Here is a 17,476-nt window from a genome sequence, read left to right on the forward strand (position 1 = left end):
TTTTGTCCAAGTCGAACTACCATTCTGACAGAAATCGCCCGACGTTATCCGGCGTCCGCCATGTGCTCGACCAACGAGGTCAATTGTTTGTCCCCATATCCATCCGCCCACGCCGCTTTTGTGCGGTCATGCATCATTCGGATAAAGTCAGCTGGTGCATTCAGAGAAACGCAGGTCTTTAGCGCGTCCTCTTGGGCCAATGCGTAGACTTTCAACGAGGCTTCGGCGTCGTCATAGTCCTCGGTTGGAACGGTACGGACAAAGAGATCGTGGTAGTCATTTACCAGCTTGATCGTCGCAGGAAGTTGATCGGCATAGACCTGCATAGGAACACCAGCTTTCTGGCAAACCAGTGCGCCGTATATCATCCCAAACATGAACCCTTGCCGGACAGTGAAGAGACCAGCAAAAAGTGCTGCAAGAGCTGCGGGTTTCTCACCGACTTGAGCGGACTTTCCCCCAAGAGACCTTATCACTTCGCCGTAGCGATCCCAAGTTCCGGCACTGCCCACGGTAAGGATGGTGGTGTCGCTGCTACCGATGCCGGAAGGGTATGCATTGATCATGCCCAGCATGTAGTCTGCGTTTTTTTCGCTGAGAAATGAGACCAGTGAATCAGCATCGGACGTGTCGCCGGTGCTCATGTCGCAGATTGTTTTCCCCTTCAACGATACACTTAGACCGCTGATCAAATCGACAGTTTCCTTGTGACTTTTGATACAGACGATGACGAAATCGGACGCGGCAACAGCATCTTCCGGCGATACGCAAATAACTGCACCTACCTTTGCAAACGGCTTTGTCTTTTCAGGTGTCCGATTCCAGACGCAGACGCTGTAACCTAATTTGAGCAGGCAATGCGCCAGCGCAGAACCCATGTTGCCCAATCCGAGTACCGCAAGCGTTTCCATGGTTCCCTCCTGTTCTGGTCATTGGTGTTTCTCGTCAACATGCGTGAGAATTGAGAAATCGCGTAGTTGTAAATTTTTCTGTATTGTAAGATTTTCTGACTTATGGATTGGCACACGTTACCTTCGTTGACGTCTCTCAGAGCCTTTGCCGCCGCCGCAGAGTTTAGAAACTTGACCCGCGCAGCAGAGGCGCTGAATGTGACCCATTCCGCGGTCAGCCAACAAATCCGAGGCCTGGAGCAGCACCTAGGAACCCAGCTTGTTACTCGGACGCGACACGGTATCGCTCTGACTGCACAGGGAGAATTCTTAGCGGCAGGTCTGCATGAAGCATTCGCCTCAATGGCGTCCCTGACTGAGAGCATATCAAGTGCAGAGGCGGTTCGCCCGCTGGTAGTCAGTGCGACACCGATGTTTTCAAGCGCATTCCTCATGCCGCGTCTATCGGCATTTGTTCAGGAGTTCCCGGATATTGAGCTTCGGATCGACTCAACAATCCAAGCTGTCGACCTCAAACCAGGGGGCATTGACATAGCCATTCGATACGGCACCGGGCGCTGGTCGGGACTGATCTCGCAAATGTTGCTACCTGGCTGTCTGACAGTGGTCGCTGCAAAAGAATTGATTGGGGAACGAGTGCTCAAAGACCCAATTGAATTGCTCGACTTTACTCTTCTTCAGGAGCAGGCTTCGGTCGAATTTGACCTGTGGTTGGAAAAGGTTGGAGTACCACCCAATGCCGATAGGAGAGTTGTTCGCCTGCCGGGCAACATGCTGCTTGATGGAATCCGCCGGGGTGATGGTGTTGGGGCGACGGTTCCGGCATTCATCTCTGATGAATTGAAGTCTGGAGATCTCGTGGCGCTATTCGATGATCCAATCCCGCAGATCGGATATCACCTCGTCACGCTGCCTGGACCAGTTCGCCCAGCGGCAAAGGTGTTTCAGAAGTGGCTTTCGAACTCAATTACCGAATATGAGAAAAGCCTTTTCAGATGGACGCCTGCTCACTTGATATAACTGTAATAGGTGTTCAACTCGAATGGATAGCAACTACCCAAACCGGCCATGACCTTTTGCAAGATGAGGTTAAAAAGGCCGTTTGCGGTGTGAGCTCTTCAAGCAGACGTATCGCAGCGCTTCCCAACGCTGAAGCCGACTTCAAGCAAAGTCAGAAGTCAGTCCTGTGCACTTTCGCATGGTCTAAACACGTAGCGACCAGTATGAAAAAGAAAGGAGGACAATACTTGGAGCGAAAGCTGGCGGCCATCCTGATTGCTGACCTTGTCGGCTTTACCGCCCGAATGGAGCGGGACGAGAAAAGCACGCTCGAAGTCCGCTCAGCGCACATTGACGAAACCTTTATTCCGCTTGTTGGTCGGCATCACGGTCGCATTGTCAAACAGATGGGTGACGGTCTGCTCGCCAAGTTCGACAGTGCTGTCGATGCCGTTTCATGCGCGGTTGAACTGCAAAATTCGCCAGTGGTGGGCTCCGACCCACTTCGCTTTCGCATCGGTGTCACTCTTGGCGACATTATCATGCGCGACGGAGATGTTTTTGGATCCGGTGTGAACCTTGCGTCTAGGTTGGAGCAGCTTGCCCCACCCGGCGGTGTGTTGGTGTCTGACGCTGTATATCGTGTGGTCGGGAACCGTATACCGGTCGCCTGGGAGGATGCTGGTCAGCACACGGTAAAGAACGTTGCCGAACCGGTACATGCTTGGCGCATTGGCGGGTTAAGCGCAGTATGTGCTGAACCGCCTCGGCCTGAATCATCAGGAAAAGCCACTATTGCGGTCCTGCCTCTACACAACATGAGCGATGACCCCGAGCAGGCCTTTTTTAGCGACGGGATTGCGGAAGACATTATTGTGGGCTTATCGCGTTTTCGAACGCTCAAGGTTGTTTCCAGAAATGCGTCTTTCAGGTTCCGGACACAGGACACAGATCCAGCCAAAATCGCGGAGGCTCTCGGCGCAGATTACCTGGTTGAAGGCAGCGTGCGGAAGGCTGGCAGCCGCGTGAGGATCTCGGTACAGCTCGCTGACGCCCGTACAGGTACTCAACTTTGGTCGGATCGATACGACCACGAACTGGAGGACGTTCTGGCGGTACAAGACGAGGTGGCCCGAAGTATCGTCGCAGTGTTGCCAGGCAGGGTCCAGCACGATGTTGTCGACCGTTCGACACAGAAACCAACGGATCAGATGAAGGCCTATGAGCTGATGCTAAAGGGCAAGGCACTACGCGACGGCTTGAACGCACGAGATACGGCCAAGGCGAGAGCGTTGTTGGAACGAGCGGTCGCGCTCGATCCGACCATCGCGCGATCTTACATGTATCTTTCGGACACGTATGTCATAGACTTGTGGCTTGGTCTGGCAGACGCTGACGCACCGGCCCACACGTTGAAGATCGCCCGAAAGGGCGTGGCACTGGATAACCGGGACGTCTACATTCAAGACCAGCTTGGGTTTGCTTATCTCTGTGCCGGGCTGTGGAGCGAGGCCGAAGCGCAATTCAACAAGACACTTTCCATGATAGAAAGCGAGGCGGAGTCGATGGCATGGTGCGGCTACGCTTTCCTATTGCTCGGCTTGCACGAAAAGGCGCGCGACGTAGTTTCGGAAGCTATGGCGCTGGACCCGCTACATCCGCCTGCCATCGACTGGATTATGGGGCAGGTCGAATTTTTCAACGGCAACTTTGAAGCAGCGCTTAATTTTCTAATGGGAGCAGCGCGGCTTAACTCGTTGGCCACAGCATTTGTCGCCGCGTCCTACGCGCAGCTCAAACGGGAGCGAGACGCCTCTGACGCATTGCAAGAATTTGTTTCTGAACGTCACGATGAGTTCACAAGTCGAGGTATTGTGGTTGAGGATGATACGTTAGATAGCCTTGCTCGCGGGTTTCGGTCTATGTGGCGGCGACCGGATGATTTTGAACGTCTTGCCGATGGGTTAGCGGCGGCAGCCCGAATTCGCCAAGCGTTGCCTTAGTTTTTTGCCAAACGCGGCCGCTCTATCATCAACTGTACTGCATGGATTTTGCGCCCCATCGGGTCTAACGTTGCCCTGTGGAGGAACGGAAATTGGACCGCAAGCTGACCGCCATACTTTCCGCCGATGTTGTTGGCTTTTCCAAACTTATGGAAGACGACGAGGAAGGCACGCTGGGACGCTTGAAGTCACATCGACTGGAAACATTCGATCCGACGGTCAGCGAACATAACGGCCGTATTATCAAGCTGATAGGTGATGGTGCGCTGGTGGAGTTTGCCAGTGTTGTGGATGCTGTGAATTGTGCAATGGCCGTCCAGTCAGCGCTGGTGCAGTGCGGTGGCCCAATCCGCCTACGCATCGGGATCAATCTCGGTGATGTTATCATTGATGGGGACGACATCTATGGCGACGGTGTCAATATCGCTTCGCGGCTGGAGGCGTTGGCAGAACCCGGCGGCGTTTGTGTGTCCGATATTGTCCAACAAGCCGTGCGCATGAAAACCGGGCCGATCTTCAGAGATCTTGGTGAGCAAAATCTGAAAAACATTGCCCAATCGGTGAGAGCTTGGCATTGGTCCGCACCAAATGAGCAAGACGCAATCGAACCCACCGCCGACAGTACGCAATCGGCATCCGAAAAACCATCGATTGCTGTTTTGCCTTTTGACAATATGAGCGGCGATCCCGAGCAAGAGTATTTTGCAGACGGGGTCAGCAAGGACATAATCACCGCGCTATCACGCATTCGCTGGTTGTTTGTAATTGCCCGCAATTCAACGTTTGTTCACAAGGGCAAGGCGGTGGATGTGCGTCGGTTGGCACAAGAGCTTGGCGTTCGTTACGTGCTTGAAGGCAGTGTCCGAAAAGCCGGAAACCGGGTTCGCATCACCACACAGCTGATTGATGCCGAAAGTTCCAATCACCTTTGGGCCAACCGTTACGACCGGGAGCTCGATGACATTTTCGCACTGCAAGACGAGATTACTGAGACAATCGTTGGCAGTATCGATTCAGAACTGCGCGGCGCTGAGCAAGACCGGGCGAAGCATAAGCCAACTTCAGATCTCAACGCTTGGGGCCTGTATCAACGGGGAAACTGGCATCTAAATCGCTTTACCAAGCAAGGCAATGAAAAGGCTCGTCAGTTGTTTGAGACGGCCACGCGGGCTGATCCGAATTTTGCCTTGGCTTACGCCGGCTGCGCTCTTGTAGGCGTCTCAGACGTCATAATGCGAATTGCCGACCAGTCTTCCGAGACTGTGAAGAATGCCATAAGATTGGCGGAAAAAGCGAAGGCTTTGGACGACCGTGAAGCTTTGACCCATTACGCACTCGGCCGGGCGTTCTGTCTTGCTGGGGACACGGATTCAGGGATCGCCAGCCTGGAAAAGGCCATCGCGCTCAATCCAAACTTTGCCCTAGCACATCACGGCATGGCCTTCGCGCTGAAAGCCGGAGGGCGTGCGGAGGACTCGCTGGCTCATGTGGCCATGGCCATTAAACTTAGTCCCAACGATCCCTTGTTATGGACGTTCTATGTCAACAACGCATCAGCTCACTATCAATTGAAAGACTACAAGCTTGCAGAACACTGGGCGGGCAAAGCCGTTAGAGAAAACGAGCGTGAGTATTGGCCAAACTTGTTCCGAGCAGCAGCACTGGCGCAACAAGACAATTTAGATGAAGCCCGCGCAGCCGTTACCAAAGCTCTAGCTCTCAACCCCGAATTCTCGCTGTCATTCGTCGCCCAAAGTTTGCCCGGCTACAATCAAGACTACTTTGAACATTTGGTAGAGGGGCTGCGAAAAGCCGGAGTGCCGCAGTGACCGGTTTGGAGTAGTCGACATTTTCTGCAACGAGCATGACTGACCGGTCGCAGCCCAAAACGGACCTTCGCAACCAAGCTTTGCAAATTCCGAAATGCCAACCGAACAGACCTTTGTCCGAGACTACACCCGATACCAGTTTTCAACTTCTCGGGCGGCTGCTTCGGCTGTAAAAGTAGTCTCTACCTCTGCGATTGCGTACTTTACTTCGTCTGAGCTAGCACTGAGTTCTAAGACGTTCGCATTCAGGTCATGGGCTGACCCGGCACCTGAAAAAATCGTATCGACCGCAATTCTGACGACGTTTCGGTGTTGCAGCAGGTGCTCAAAAAACCGGACATAGATCGCCTCCTCATACGGAGAATGGATGTCCACCTCAGAGACTAAGCCCAACTCCGCAGCCTTGGCGCATGTCTGGCGCCAAGCCAGTTCCATTGTGGATGGTGGCGCGTCCCTAGCCTCATCAGGATGTCTGGGGTTCGCAAATGTAGATCTTCGAATAGCTTCGAGATTGCCGCGCAAGCCCTTTGTAGGAACCGGATACATGAATGTGGTTTCCTCGGAAGCTAAGGCAGGCTCAATCTGATCGGGCTGCGTCTGGATGAACTCTGAAAACCTGTTTCCGATGATAGGGACTTCACCGACAATCATGCCTGTGGGGTCGGTATTCTCCGCCAGCCATCGCGTCAGTGCTCTCCGCCCCCACAGCCCGGCTGCCTTTCGGATCAACGGATGAGTTCCATCCGAAACATCCGGATACCTCGCGAGTATATCTTCGGTTTGAAACGCCGCGAGCCCCGTATCCCAACGCATGATATGCACAGGACGTCCCAAGGAGATCGCAATGGATATCTGCTGACGCAACAGGAATGACTTTCCAGATGCCGGTAATCCAGTGAAGAAAACCATGCGGCAACGACGTGCTGCGTTCGCCAAGTGTCTTCCAATCTCTGTGTCCGCAAAACTGTCCTTAGAAATAACGAATCTCCTAATTCGGTGTCGGCAACAGCGTTAGGTAGCAAGCGCAACTTGGTTCCAGAACCGCTACAAACATTCTATGCCCGCCATTCTGAAGGCGATGTTTGCAAGCAATCTCGGCATTAGTTCTCTGAAACTTCAATACCGGCAATGCGAAGCCCACCCATAATCTTTTCGATCAGCTCCGTTGGCATTCCACGTGCTCGATACGGTGCGCGTGGATCGTCAAGAAACTCCGGGTGTTCGTTTTGTAAGCGTCGCGCCATCTCTTGCGCCTTTTGTTGCTCGCCGTCCAAAGCATAGCTTGCAGTCAGGCTTGCCATCGACATGGTGGATTTCGGCGTACCCCAGCTCAAGATGACTTTTTGTGCTTCATCATAATTGCCTTGCAAGATCGCGTGCAGCACCCAAGCGTTGTTGTAGCCAGGATGAAGTTTGGGGTTGAGGTCTTTTGCGCGGGAAATCCACTCTTTACCTTTTTCAAACTCGCCGGAGTAAGCAAGAAAGATACCCAGATCCGCGAGGATCCAGGAATCATTGGGACTAAGCTCCGTGGCGTTTTTTGCGTGTTCAAAGAAGATCGCCTTGTCTTCTCCCGTCATTCTGCTGAGGATTGCCAGGGCGTAGTGCGCATCCGCATTGTCCGGGTCTTCCTCAAGTGCACGTGTGGCGGCGTCTCGGGCCTTATTTGCCCAATCCGGATCGGTGTCGAATGATCGTTTCTTAGACTCGAGATAGTTAAAGGCCAATCGCGACCAAGCAAGAGAGTAACCAGGTTCTTCCTTCACGGTTCGCAGTAGACAGTCCCGAGCCTTGCGATGCGTTTCAATGCTGAAACTTTGATAAAACCAGAATCCCAACAGATAGCATTCATAGGCTTCCAGGTTTTCCGGTGCCTTGTCGCGGATAGCCTGCTGTACAGAAGCGTTGAACAACGGGGCATCGCTTGAGCCGATTTGCGAGGCGACCTTTCTTGCAATCTCAACCTGGATATCCAGGACATTTGCGATGCTTAGGTCCACATCAAAGGGGCCCGGCGGCGTGAGTTGACGGCAAGTCCTTGCATTGATGAACGTAGTTGTCACCCGCAGCTTCGAGTCAGACCGTTGGGCCGTGCCGCCAAGTATGTAATCGGCCCCTAACGCATCCCTGATCGCTTCGCAATCTTTCTGACTGCTGAAGTCGGCGCCAGCTTCGGGAGCTATAACAAACAGGTTTGAGAACTTCGCCAACAAGGCGTTAAGATCACGCGTCAAACCTTCAGCGAAATACTCGTCTTCCTTGTTTTCCCCGATTGTTTCAAAAGGTGTAATGACAATCCGCGCACCTGACGGAAGGTCGCGCGGATCATCTCTTCCAAAGACAAAAAAAGCTGAAATCGCGGTAACTGTGGCGACAACAGCCGTCGCGGCAGTCCATCGGATCGCTGCGCTGCGCTTGGGTTTGACCGCAAGTTCCGGAGGCCAGGTCCAAACCTCGACCTTATTGGCGATATTCTTCAATGCATGGGCGCCAGCATGCGCAAATTCCGCGTCCACCTTTCCCGAAAGTTGATCGGCAACTGCTTTGGAAACACAAATGCCTCCGGGCGGTGCGATTGCTTCCAACCGAGAGGCAATGTTGACGCCGTCTCCCAGCAGATTATCGCCAGTTGCCACGACGTCACCGAGATGTATTCCGATACGAAGGTTCATGCGCCCTTTTTCCGGCAGATCGAGGTTGCGAGCTTTCAGTTCTCTTTGAATTTCCAATGCACAGCGGGACGCGTCCGTTGCACTTGTGAATTCAGCGATGACGCTGTCACCCGCGCTGCCGAACACGCGACCACCATAGTTTGAGATGAGGTCATCAATGAGTTTTCGGTAGCTCTTTAGGGTGGTAATCGTGCCCTCTTCATCACGCCCGATCAGGCGTGAGAATCCCACAAAATCCGCAGCCAGAATGGCGGTTAGACGGCGTTCCATAAGTCCCCCCGTACCACTTTAATGAAAGTTACCTGGGTTCTCGAACAAAATCTAAGTTCTTACCCAAGCTCATAACTACTCATTTGGAAAGAGATCGACCGGCCAACTTTGCCTAAACTTCAGATAGTTCACAAACGCTTGGCCGCTGCCTTCGGAGATGCGCAACGCTGTGCTATGATTTTCTGTGACCTAACCACAAAGGTACACTTTTGATGCGACCCGAAACGCGCAATCGCATTTTGACGCTCAGTATTGTCATTGCTGTTATTGCTGCAAGTCCGAAAGAGGCCTTTGCCTCGGACGGAGAGTGTGGCGCGCCAGATGCACCTTGCACACTGGAAGGCGGTGAGTACTACGTGGCCCTACCAGATGTTCCGGATGAACCGCCTGCCGTCATTTGGTTGCACGGTTATGGACGGTCTGGGAAAGGGATGATCCAGAACTCCGCCTATGTCGATCCTTTCATCCGGCGCGGCTACGCTGTGATTATGCCGAGCGGGCAGCCCAGTATTAATAGCAAAGACCTCGATTGGGGTGTGGCTGACGGGTATGATCTGGCGCGCGATGATGTCTCCTTTGTCGGCGCAGTTCGCGCCGACGCAGTGGAGCGCTTCGGTATAGACCCGTCGAGAATACTGATCGCAGGTTTCTCCCGCGGTGGTTCGATGGTCTGGGACATTGCGTGCCAAGCGCCAGAGATGGCAAGAGGCTTTGCCGCTGCGGCTGGAGCATTCTGGGAGCCCATGACCACTGAGTGCGATGCGCCAGTTCACCTATTTCACGTACATGGCTTCAAAGACCGAATGGTGCCGTTCGAAGGCCGACAGCTGACATGGGAGGGTGTTGATTTTCACCAGGGTAACGTCATGAAGGGCTTGGATGTCTGGCGCCGCGAGAACGCCTGCTTCGGTAGCGCGGAAAACAGCTTTGGCGACGATGACTCGATGCAGAAGGATTGGGTGGACTGTGACGCAGGCTCCATCCGGTTGAAGGTCACCAAAGGCGGGCACGGTGTGCCAGAGGGCTGGCGGGACGCGGTGCTCGACTGGTTCGAAGCTCTACCTTGAGCACTTGAGTGCCCGCCGACCCTCCGCGAATTTTGATCTGATGGGCATTCAGTAGCATTCAACATGATTGGCAACAGGGGTTGAGAATGAGAGAGCAAGTTTCCGACCACTATGGTCGCAGCCGCAGACTGATCGACCAGATAGCTGATAGCCTGAAGGCCGAGGGCATTGACCCGGAGAAATTGCGCGCTGCTGACTTTGAACCAGTTGATGAGTTTCATTTTCGAGGCAGACAGGCGACTTTACAGCTATTGGAGAAACTGGAGCTAGCGCCAGGTTCGAATGTGCTTGATATTGGTAGTGGCCTGGGCGGGGTGGCCAGAACAATTGCCGAAGAAGCAAGCGCTAAGGTTACCGGCATTGATCTGACGCAAGAGTTTTGCGACGCAGCTAAAACCATTTCAGATTGGGTCGCTCTCAATGAACAAACCACGTTTACTCAGGGAGATGCCACAAAGCTCCCATTTTCGGACAGCAGTTTTGACGGCGCGGTAACGGTTCATGTTGCGATGAACATCCCGGACAAACTTTCGGTGTACAAAGAGGCGCATCGTGTTCTGAAGCCGGGAGCACGATTTGGAGTTTACGACATACTACAGGGTGAAGGTGGTGACGTCGTTTATCCGATGCCGTGGGCTATGGACGCCTCGATCAGTTATCTCGCAACCCCGAAAGAAATGGTCGGCTTTCTGCAAGATGCGGGTTTTAAGGTATTGCATGAAGAAGACTCGACGACTGAAAGTTTTGAATGGCTTAAGGCGAGAATTTCGAAGCCCAAGTCTAAGAGCACCATGCCTGTTACGACACAGATTCTATTTGGGGACATCGCCAGCGATATGGTTCAGAACCAACTTCTTGCTCTGGATGAACGTCGGTTATTGACATACCGCTTCATTTGCATGGCCTGATGCGATTGTTGCATCGACGCTCGAAATAGTCATTATCTGCGGTGTGCGGATTGGCTGATGGCAGCCCAAAGCGGCCCTTCAAATCCGAGCTCTGCAACTACTAAGATGCGCGATCAAGTTGCCGGTTTTTTAACGCAACTTGGTTCCGGCACTGCTATTCTGGCAACCCTGCGCGGCGGAGCGCCTCAAAGTAGCGTTCAGCGCCTTCAGAGCCACCATAGTCCACGTTGCTACGCCACTTCGAAATCGTCTCACCAGGTTCCATTTGCAGCATTTGCGTCAAAGCAGCAGACGCTTGTTCAGGTTCCCCAAGCATGGCGTGAGCAGCGGCCCTCGTGCTGTGAAGTGCGGCATAGTTTTTTGAGAAGCGCAAACCTGCCTCTGCGTAGGCGATAGCATCACGGTCTCGACCAAGCATTACGCACGAGGTTGCAGCACCTCCGGAAGCACCCACGAAGACAGCCCCATATCGGCCCAACCGAAGCGCTGTCTGAAAACAGCTTAGTGCCATTTTTGGAAACCCGGCCCAGTTGTACCCCCAACCCATGAATAATTGGAGGCGCGCATCTAGTGGCGCTCGTTGCCGGATTTGCTCCAGCGCCACGGAAAGTCGATCTGCGTCTCCGTCAACATTGTAGTCAGCCACTGCAACACTCAGATCAAGCGTTGGGCTTTGCCCTGCCATCTGTCTTCCGGCCTCGATCCAGTGTGGCAGTTTCTCGTAGTAGGATGACAGCTGGCGACGCAAATCATAGGTTTTCGCGCCATTCATTGTCCAAATAGCTTCGGCATAGGCGGCAGCGAGGGTTGGTTTGGTTTCGATGGCCCTGGCGTGATACGACAACGTCTCTTCATAGCTGTCGATGCCGGCATCCGACCAAGCGATCATGCCCATAAGAACGCACTGCTCGGCAGTCAGTTCGTCTTCTGGCAATGCGGCGAGCTTTGCGGTCTCAGACTGGATCAAGAGTCCGCTAACCGCATCCAACAGCTTTTCTACAACCTCGTCCTGCCAATCAAAGATGTCTTCGACCAAGCCATCGAACTTCTGGGTCCAGATTTCGGAACCAGAAGGGTCATTTAAGCGGGCTTCCAGGCGCAATCGGTTACCGTGTCCACGCAGCATGCCGCGAAGTGCATATCCCTCTGATTGTTCTGTGGAAGATATCGCAGCGTTTAACCAGTTGATCGTTCTAAAATAAGAACCGAAATCTGAAGTGAGAGCAGAGGCCATTTCCTTTAGCTCAGCGCGTTGGTCGCTGCACGTGACAGGATGGATGGATAGCTTTGGCAAGCTCGTCTCTGTGAAAGAAGGCGCGCTTTGCGACGCACCCAGGCGTGGTCCATCGTGAATCCACACGTCTAAGCTGCGCTGGATGTTCTTGAGCTTCTTTTTCCCAACTGCTTTGAAAGCGTCTGCCAGAGTGTGTTCAAGGTTCAAATGTACTGGTTCAGAAATTGCGATACCACCGGATGGCGCAATGCTCTCAAGCCGAGCGGCAATGTTCACGCCGTCGCCTAGAATGTCGTCACCTTTTTCTGTGATGTCACCCACATGAACACCGATCCGCATGTTCATTAATGAGTGGTCAGCCAACTGCTCTTGTAGCTGCATTGCAGCAGTTACAGCTTGCGCGGCGCTGTCAAATTGCACCAGCCAACCATCGCCCATGCTCTTTACGACACGACCTGATTGGCCTGCTATCGTTGGGTTGACGATGTGGCTTTCCAGATGATCAAGCATTAGAATTGTAGCTTGCTCATCTTTGTGCATAAGCGCCGAATACCCAACGACATCCGCAGCCAGTATTGCCGCCAACCTTCGTTGAAAATGTTGCCCTTTGTCCGACATGCGTTCGACGATAGATGATGCGGTCTTCTACTCCAACTACCTGAATACGAGGTTCGCTAGCGCCGCTACTGAGTTGTCGATGCGTTACTTGGCAGATGTGACACTTCCGCTTGAAAAACGGAAACAGATTGTTGAGGCATTCGCAATTCGCAGTCTTTCCGGGGATGAAGAAACGCAAAATGTTGTTCGAGGCGCTGTTGCAACGGTGTTGCAGAATGAACCATCGATTGCCCCGGTTGTTGCTCGTCAATTCGGAGGCCGTGCAGAATGGAGCTAATCAAAGCTGCTTGCCGAATTCCCAAAGGCTGGGCACTTAACCTCGCCAGAGGATATCATTGCGGTGCGCGAATACGTGTCTCTGGCGGGTGAAGTACGGGCGCTGAAGATACAATAAGAAACTCGCGCGCAGAAATTCTGCTTGGAGCGTACAACCACCACGCCGGCCACTAAGGAATGGTAGACGAAAAAGTGTTGCACGTTCCGTTCAAGGCCTTGTGGTAAAATGTTGATGGGAGGTCAAAGTGACCTCCCATTTCTGTTTCAAGGTTAAATCCGAAATTCTAACGCCATCCAGCTCGCCCAAAATCAATGTTAATTCCGCTCTTTAGCTGGTTTTAGATCAGGTCCTTTGCCTGAACGGCTGCGTATCCGAAATTCGCTTAGAGGGGGATTATGCGCTAAGCCACACATGACCCGTCTAACACCGATCTAGCGACGCCGTTCCTGACGTCCGACAAAAAGCGGTGCAATTGCTAAGTGTATTCGAGTGTTCGAAGATGGGATGAATAACAAAAGGTGCTGCGGGAGAACGATCAGTCTTTGTTCGATACTTTGTTGCTCTTGATTTCGTAAACATCCGCAGATACTTCCAATCCGGCGTTCAGCAGCGCTTCATGGATGTTTGTGTACAACTCCTCCCGGCCTTGGAACATGCTGGGATAGTTAGGGAAAAATACCCATGCATAGTAGATGTAGGGCTGGCTTGATCCGTTCTTCAAGCGAATTGACGGCTGTGGTGATTTCATGACCGTGCTACACTTTCCAACCGCATCCGAAAGCAGATTAACTATGGTGGTAGGGTCTGCTTTGCTGGAAATTTGTACTTCGAACACTTCCGCATATGGGCTGTTTTGACCGTGAAGGTTCAAAAAACGCTGTCGTGACAGCTGTCCATTTGGAATGACATAAGTTCCTCCGCTCCATCCTCTTAACTGGGTAGAGCGCCAATTGATGTCGATGACTTTGCCTTCCGTTCCATCATCGAACCGCAGCCAATCGCCGATTTTGAAAGACCGTTCCATTCCCACGGCTATCCCGGCAAAAAAGTCACCAAGAGTTTGTTGCATTGCAAAAGCGCAAACTGCGGCAACAGCCCCTGTCGACAAATACAGCTCGGTTGGTGCTATATCCTTGACTGCAAGAAAGACCAAAACGCCGATGAGCCAAAAGAGTGCATAGAGAATTGTCAGTGTAAGATGCGAGTGTTGGCCAGAGTGGCCACTGTACGTGTGATATCGAACCCAGGTTTCAACCAGCCTTGCGAGACTGGATGCGACAGCGAGGTACACCAGGAGTTCGGATAGTGTCAGGACATGTCGCGTCCAGTAGAATGATTCACCGATTTCTGACAGGGCGGCAGTTAACTCATAAAGTCCAAGTGCTCCAGCTGGCAGGAGGAACATGTCGAGTATGGCTGCTGGCCAAAGATGAACGCGCGCGCAATTTCGAATGTGTGGGCTTAGCAACGCAAGCCGCCAAACAAGAAGAAAAACGACGGCCGCAAAGGCGAGGACGAGTTGGGGTGACTCTGCCGTCAAAACATCGGATGGATTAGACATCGGTATCTTCTACGCTTACCTTGATTTTAGCGCTGACACGGGCGGGGACCATTTTTTTGGAGTCAGAGCCAAGACAGTTAAAGCCGTTTGCTTGAATCAATTTCTCATTCGCCCCAGATTTCATTTTCGTCTCAGAAACGCTGGCCGATATATAGATAGAGCAAGCCATCACCATCGTCATTGAAGGCGTAGTCGATAGAGTAGTCGAGCCTGTTCTGCTTCGACAACCGATAACGCAAGCCTGCACCATACCCGGCACCACCTCGGTCAAATGACAAGGAATCCAATCCTGGTCCACCACCACCTGCTCCTGCGAACAAGACATATCCGAAACGTTGAGAGAGGCGGCCACGGTATTCGATCTGTGCGGATGTCGACCAGTTAGCGAGAGCATCAAATGCAGAAAACCCCCTCAACCCATCGACAAATCCGACACCACACCCATCAAAGAATGGAGCTTCTTTAGCTGCACCGCACATTACCGCCCGCCAAGCGAAAACGCCTTTCCGTCCCACCGGATTGTAGGACGCCAACGAAAGGACACTTTACCGTAGTTTCTGTCACTTATTGTGAGTCTATCATTGAGAATTTTGTCTGTGACATCGCCATACGAGAAGTTGCCGGTCACCAACAGTCCTGAACTTGGATAAAATGTATCGTCCCTTGTGTCGTGCACAACATCGAATGTCAGCCTTTTCAATAGGATATGCAAATCGGGTTGGAGAAACTCTGGGAGTTGGCGGATGAAATCGGAGTTGAGTGACAACTTAGAATCCGCAAAAGCATATCCAAACCCGATTTTGGTCGTGTCTGTGAAACCATACTCCATACGAATGGCATAACCATCAACTGACTGCGTTAAAGGTAGTTCAAAGCTGCCGGATATCGGTAGATCGTAATTCAAATCGGCATCTACATAAATTGCACCTACAGTCCATCTCCCTTGATTGAAGTTAACCGTTCCTCCGATTCCATATCCCGAGGATCCCTCATTCGTTCCGAAGTATCCGGCACCAATACCGGAAGTCTTTGATCCCGGGAGGGCAAATAGGTATCCAGCGCCAAGTGTTGCGCCACTTCCTATCGTTTCGTTCGAAAACGGAATAGGTGCAGCTATAAAATCTCCACTTCGAACGCCCACGTCGGAGTCAGTTGCTACATCATCAGTAATACTCACGGCTCGGTTAGCTGGATCCAAGGCCCATAGGGTTGAGGGTAAAACCAACAATAAGGAAGCCACGAAAAAGGATTTTGGACGGCTGCTTAGCACAAGGTTACATGTTGCTTTCGACAGGTCCTTGGTCTGCGAACTCTCCATTTTGACAGTACCAAATCGTTTCATTTTGATACCGAGAGCAAATATGTTTGGAACGCTTTTTCTCCAAATTGCGTAAATCCACAGGTGAGCTGTCAGAACATGTTGAATTCTTCTAGCTCGACGTACCGCTCGCCAGATCAAGATTAATAGAAGCGGGGCGAGTAAACCTGCTGTCGTCAATTTACAAGAACTCTCGCTAATAAAAGCTTGAAGCCAACTCTGCTTGAGGCAAAGTCACAGCGGGTGAATGCTTGTAGTTGATCCAGAATAGGGTCACGCCGATTGCAAGAACACAAATGGCACCTACCAAGCGCGTACTCAGTTCGAACGTTTGTCGCCTCTTTTCCGTCATGTCAAAGCGGCCATAGGCCCAGCTGCGGCCCCAAAGGGCAGCAATGCCAATGGCTGACATTGCCATAGCCATGCCGAGTGATATTGCGCAAACCATTAGAATTGCTGGTACGATTAAGTCGTTTGCGAGCCCAAAAAGCATGACAATTAAAGCGCCGGTGCACGGCACAATACCGACAGCAGCCGCGATCCAAACGCTGCCCGCTGGAGCGGTGCTCGCGGCGCAGGCGGCGCATCCGTGAACATGGTGATCGTGGTGATCGTGATCATGTGCCGGGGCTCCGAGATCCCCCGCTTTCAACGCAAGCCGCATTGCTGAAAGCGCTTTCCATAGCATGAACATACCAATCGCAATAATCAGCCCGTAACTGACTAGGCGAATGGCTCGATAGTCTGAAGGTGCTGCGCCAGTGGTTTGACGTACGGCGAAATCCAACAAGAATACAATTACCACGGCCGAAACAACGTGAATTATTGCTATACGGAAGCCCATCACGAGTCCGCGCCGCAAGCTACCGCCAGAGCCGACAAAATAGGAAATAACGACCGCTTTCCCGTGCCCCGGGCCCAAGGTGTGTAAAGCGCCGTATCCGAAGGCAAGAAATAAGGCTGTAAACAATGCCCCGGTTGTTTCTCCATTACGGATAGATGTCATGGCCGTTGTGAAAAGGCTGTTTACCCACACCTGCGCGCGGTCCAGAACAGGCAGATCCGACATTGATGATGCAACAATATTCTGCGGTGTTCCGGATATTGTGACGTTTTCCATACTGTATGACACAGGGATGTCAGTAGATCCGTCGACGAGGAACAGCTTATGAACCCTAGGCTCGTGCCGCAGAACGCCGGACAAACGAATACTTTGAAAACGGTTTTCCAGAATCAAACCTTTTGGGACCGACACATGGACGATCTGGTTTGGCAGTGGAGGCGGAGTGTGGATACAAGCGCCTATCCAAGGCACCAGAAGGAATTCATAAACTTTTCCCGCCGTGACAGACAGTGGCAGCGCATAGCCGTCCAAAGTCAGCTCAGCACCTAGGAGTCTGGTGGTCACACCCGTTGATTCTTCTTCGCGCCGCTCCATGACAACTAGACGCTGTTCCAAGAGCTGGTCGGCATTGAGCCCAGCTGCATCTAACCTGTTGCGGGCCTGCTCGGCTGCTTTGCTAGCTTCGGGGTTATTTTGGCCTTGTTCTTTGGCAATTTGGTCAAGCAGAATTTTCCGCAGGTCGGACTTATGCTCGTACTTCATTTCCAGAAACGGGTCGTCATAAGGCTCTACCGAGGGCACAAGGGCATCCCACGAAACAAGGTTATCTTCTGCGGCCAGCAACGGCACTGCCGCAAAGAAGAAAGCGAATGTAAGAAAAGCCATTGCGGCTCCGCGCATCGAGAATCTTGGCATCCGGCTAATCCCTTCCGTTCAGATTTTTAAGTCGAACCATTCGAGTTTCG

General features: G+C 52.4%; 14 protein-coding genes. 6 read left to right on the forward strand and 8 right to left on the reverse strand.

Going from position 1 to position 17,476, the window contains the following annotated elements; translation table 11 throughout:
- Positions 1-44: 44 nt before the first annotated feature.
- Positions 45-911, reverse strand: coding sequence for an NAD(P)-dependent oxidoreductase (locus tag ACR0EO_RS01415; RefSeq protein ID WP_480686601.1), 867 nt, complete (start codon positions 909-911; stop codon positions 45-47).
- A gap of 102 nt (positions 912-1,013) precedes the next feature.
- Between ACR0EO_RS01415 and ACR0EO_RS01420 the strand changes: the two genes are divergently transcribed.
- The 3 genes from ACR0EO_RS01420 to ACR0EO_RS01430 all read left to right on the forward strand — a co-directional run bounded on the left by ACR0EO_RS01420 (position 1,014) and on the right by ACR0EO_RS01430 (position 5,742).
- Entirely contained in the window at positions 1,014-1,931 is a 918-nt protein-coding gene (locus tag ACR0EO_RS01420; RefSeq protein WP_480686603.1) for a LysR family transcriptional regulator, read from the forward strand.
- A gap of 227 nt (positions 1,932-2,158) precedes the next feature.
- On the forward strand, positions 2,159-3,913 hold the full coding sequence (locus tag ACR0EO_RS01425) for an adenylate/guanylate cyclase domain-containing protein (RefSeq protein ID WP_480686604.1): 1,755 nt from the start codon (positions 2,159-2,161) through the stop codon (positions 3,911-3,913).
- Positions 3,914-4,005: 92 nt separating this feature from the next.
- Positions 4,006-5,742 (forward strand): adenylate/guanylate cyclase domain-containing protein, encoded by a 1,737-nt coding sequence (locus ACR0EO_RS01430; RefSeq protein ID WP_480686605.1) that lies wholly within the window; start codon positions 4,006-4,008, stop codon positions 5,740-5,742.
- A 123-nt stretch (positions 5,743-5,865) separates the two neighbouring features.
- Here ACR0EO_RS01430 and ACR0EO_RS01435 read toward each other — a convergent pair whose 3' ends face one another.
- Both ACR0EO_RS01435 and ACR0EO_RS01440 read right to left on the reverse strand, forming a co-directional pair.
- The gene (locus tag ACR0EO_RS01435) at positions 5,866-6,678 is read right to left on the reverse strand and encodes a DEAD/DEAH box helicase family protein (protein WP_480686607.1); all 813 of its coding nucleotides are present in this window, start codon (positions 6,676-6,678) and stop codon (positions 5,866-5,868) included.
- A gap of 164 nt (positions 6,679-6,842) precedes the next feature.
- On the reverse strand, positions 6,843-8,684 hold the full coding sequence (locus tag ACR0EO_RS01440) for an adenylate/guanylate cyclase domain-containing protein (protein WP_480686608.1): 1,842 nt from the start codon (positions 8,682-8,684) through the stop codon (positions 6,843-6,845).
- Positions 8,685-8,896: 212 nt separating this feature from the next.
- On the opposite strand from ACR0EO_RS01440, the gene ACR0EO_RS01445 reads away from it, so the two are divergent.
- Both ACR0EO_RS01445 and ACR0EO_RS01450 read left to right on the forward strand, forming a co-directional pair.
- Positions 8,897-9,751 (forward strand): CE1 family esterase, encoded by an 855-nt coding sequence (locus ACR0EO_RS01445; protein WP_480686610.1) that lies wholly within the window; start codon positions 8,897-8,899, stop codon positions 9,749-9,751.
- Between the two features lie 86 nt (positions 9,752-9,837).
- On the forward strand, positions 9,838-10,659 hold the full coding sequence (locus ACR0EO_RS01450) for a class I SAM-dependent methyltransferase (protein WP_480686612.1): 822 nt from the start codon (positions 9,838-9,840) through the stop codon (positions 10,657-10,659).
- A 154-nt stretch (positions 10,660-10,813) separates the two neighbouring features.
- Here the strand turns inward: ACR0EO_RS01450 and ACR0EO_RS01455 are convergent, their stop codons facing one another.
- A complete protein-coding gene (locus tag ACR0EO_RS01455; RefSeq protein WP_480686613.1) occupies positions 10,814-12,511 on the reverse strand; it encodes an adenylate/guanylate cyclase domain-containing protein in 1,698 nt (565 codons plus the stop codon).
- On the opposite strand from ACR0EO_RS01455, the gene ACR0EO_RS01460 reads away from it, so the two are divergent.
- Positions 12,510-12,788, forward strand: coding sequence for a hypothetical protein (locus tag ACR0EO_RS01460; RefSeq protein ID WP_480686615.1), 279 nt, complete (start codon positions 12,510-12,512; stop codon positions 12,786-12,788). The two genes, ACR0EO_RS01455 and ACR0EO_RS01460, sit on opposite strands and share 2 nt — an antisense overlap.
- 535 nt (positions 12,789-13,323) lie before the next feature.
- On the opposite strand, the gene ACR0EO_RS01465 is transcribed toward ACR0EO_RS01460, so the two are convergent.
- From ACR0EO_RS01465 to ACR0EO_RS01480, 4 genes are all read right to left on the reverse strand, one after another.
- Positions 13,324-14,193, reverse strand: coding sequence for a mechanosensitive ion channel family protein (locus ACR0EO_RS01465; protein WP_480686617.1), 870 nt, complete (start codon positions 14,191-14,193; stop codon positions 13,324-13,326).
- A 287-nt stretch (positions 14,194-14,480) separates the two neighbouring features.
- Positions 14,481-14,828, reverse strand: a complete 348-nt coding sequence (locus ACR0EO_RS01470) for a hypothetical protein (protein ID WP_480686618.1) — start codon at positions 14,826-14,828, stop codon at positions 14,481-14,483.
- A complete protein-coding gene (locus ACR0EO_RS01475) occupies positions 14,828-15,691 on the reverse strand; it encodes a hypothetical protein (protein WP_480686619.1) in 864 nt (287 codons plus the stop codon). Before ACR0EO_RS01475 ends, ACR0EO_RS01470 begins: the two co-directional genes overlap by 1 nt.
- A 172-nt stretch (positions 15,692-15,863) precedes the next feature.
- Complete coding sequence (locus ACR0EO_RS01480; protein ID WP_480686620.1) at positions 15,864-17,426, reverse strand: HoxN/HupN/NixA family nickel/cobalt transporter; 1,563 nt, start codon at positions 17,424-17,426, stop codon at positions 15,864-15,866.
- Positions 17,427-17,476: the final 50 nt, after the last annotated feature.

This window comes from Ruegeria sp. BE9 (assembly GCF_056538765.1).

What these genes read in the sequence shown, in the direction of transcription:
- ACR0EO_RS01445 (WP_480686610.1), top strand. Translation starts at nt 8,897, where the DNA reads ATGCGACCCGAAACGCGCAATCGCATTTTGACGCTCAGTATTGTCATT.
- ACR0EO_RS01470 (WP_480686618.1), bottom strand. Translation starts at nt 14,828, where the DNA reads ATGTGCGGTGCAGCTAAAGAAGCTCCATTCTTTGATGGGTGTGGTGTC.
- ACR0EO_RS01420 (WP_480686603.1), top strand. Translation starts at nt 1,014, where the DNA reads ATGGATTGGCACACGTTACCTTCGTTGACGTCTCTCAGAGCCTTTGCC.
- ACR0EO_RS01415 (WP_480686601.1), bottom strand. Translation starts at nt 911, where the DNA reads ATGGAAACGCTTGCGGTACTCGGATTGGGCAACATGGGTTCTGCGCTG.
- ACR0EO_RS01465 (WP_480686617.1), bottom strand. Translation starts at nt 14,193, where the DNA reads ATGTTCCTCCTGCCAGCTGGAGCACTTGGACTTTATGAGTTAACTGCC.
- ACR0EO_RS01460 (WP_480686615.1), top strand. Translation starts at nt 12,510, where the DNA reads ATGCGTTCGACGATAGATGATGCGGTCTTCTACTCCAACTACCTGAAT.
- ACR0EO_RS01480 (WP_480686620.1), bottom strand. Translation starts at nt 17,426, where the DNA reads ATGCCAAGATTCTCGATGCGCGGAGCCGCAATGGCTTTTCTTACATTC.
- ACR0EO_RS01450 (WP_480686612.1), top strand. Translation starts at nt 9,838, where the DNA reads ATGAGAGAGCAAGTTTCCGACCACTATGGTCGCAGCCGCAGACTGATC.
- ACR0EO_RS01455 (WP_480686613.1), bottom strand. Translation starts at nt 12,511, where the DNA reads ATGTCGGACAAAGGGCAACATTTTCAACGAAGGTTGGCGGCAATACTG.
- ACR0EO_RS01440 (WP_480686608.1), bottom strand. Translation starts at nt 8,684, where the DNA reads ATGGAACGCCGTCTAACCGCCATTCTGGCTGCGGATTTTGTGGGATTC.
- ACR0EO_RS01475 (WP_480686619.1), bottom strand. Translation starts at nt 15,691, where the DNA reads ATGAAACGATTTGGTACTGTCAAAATGGAGAGTTCGCAGACCAAGGAC.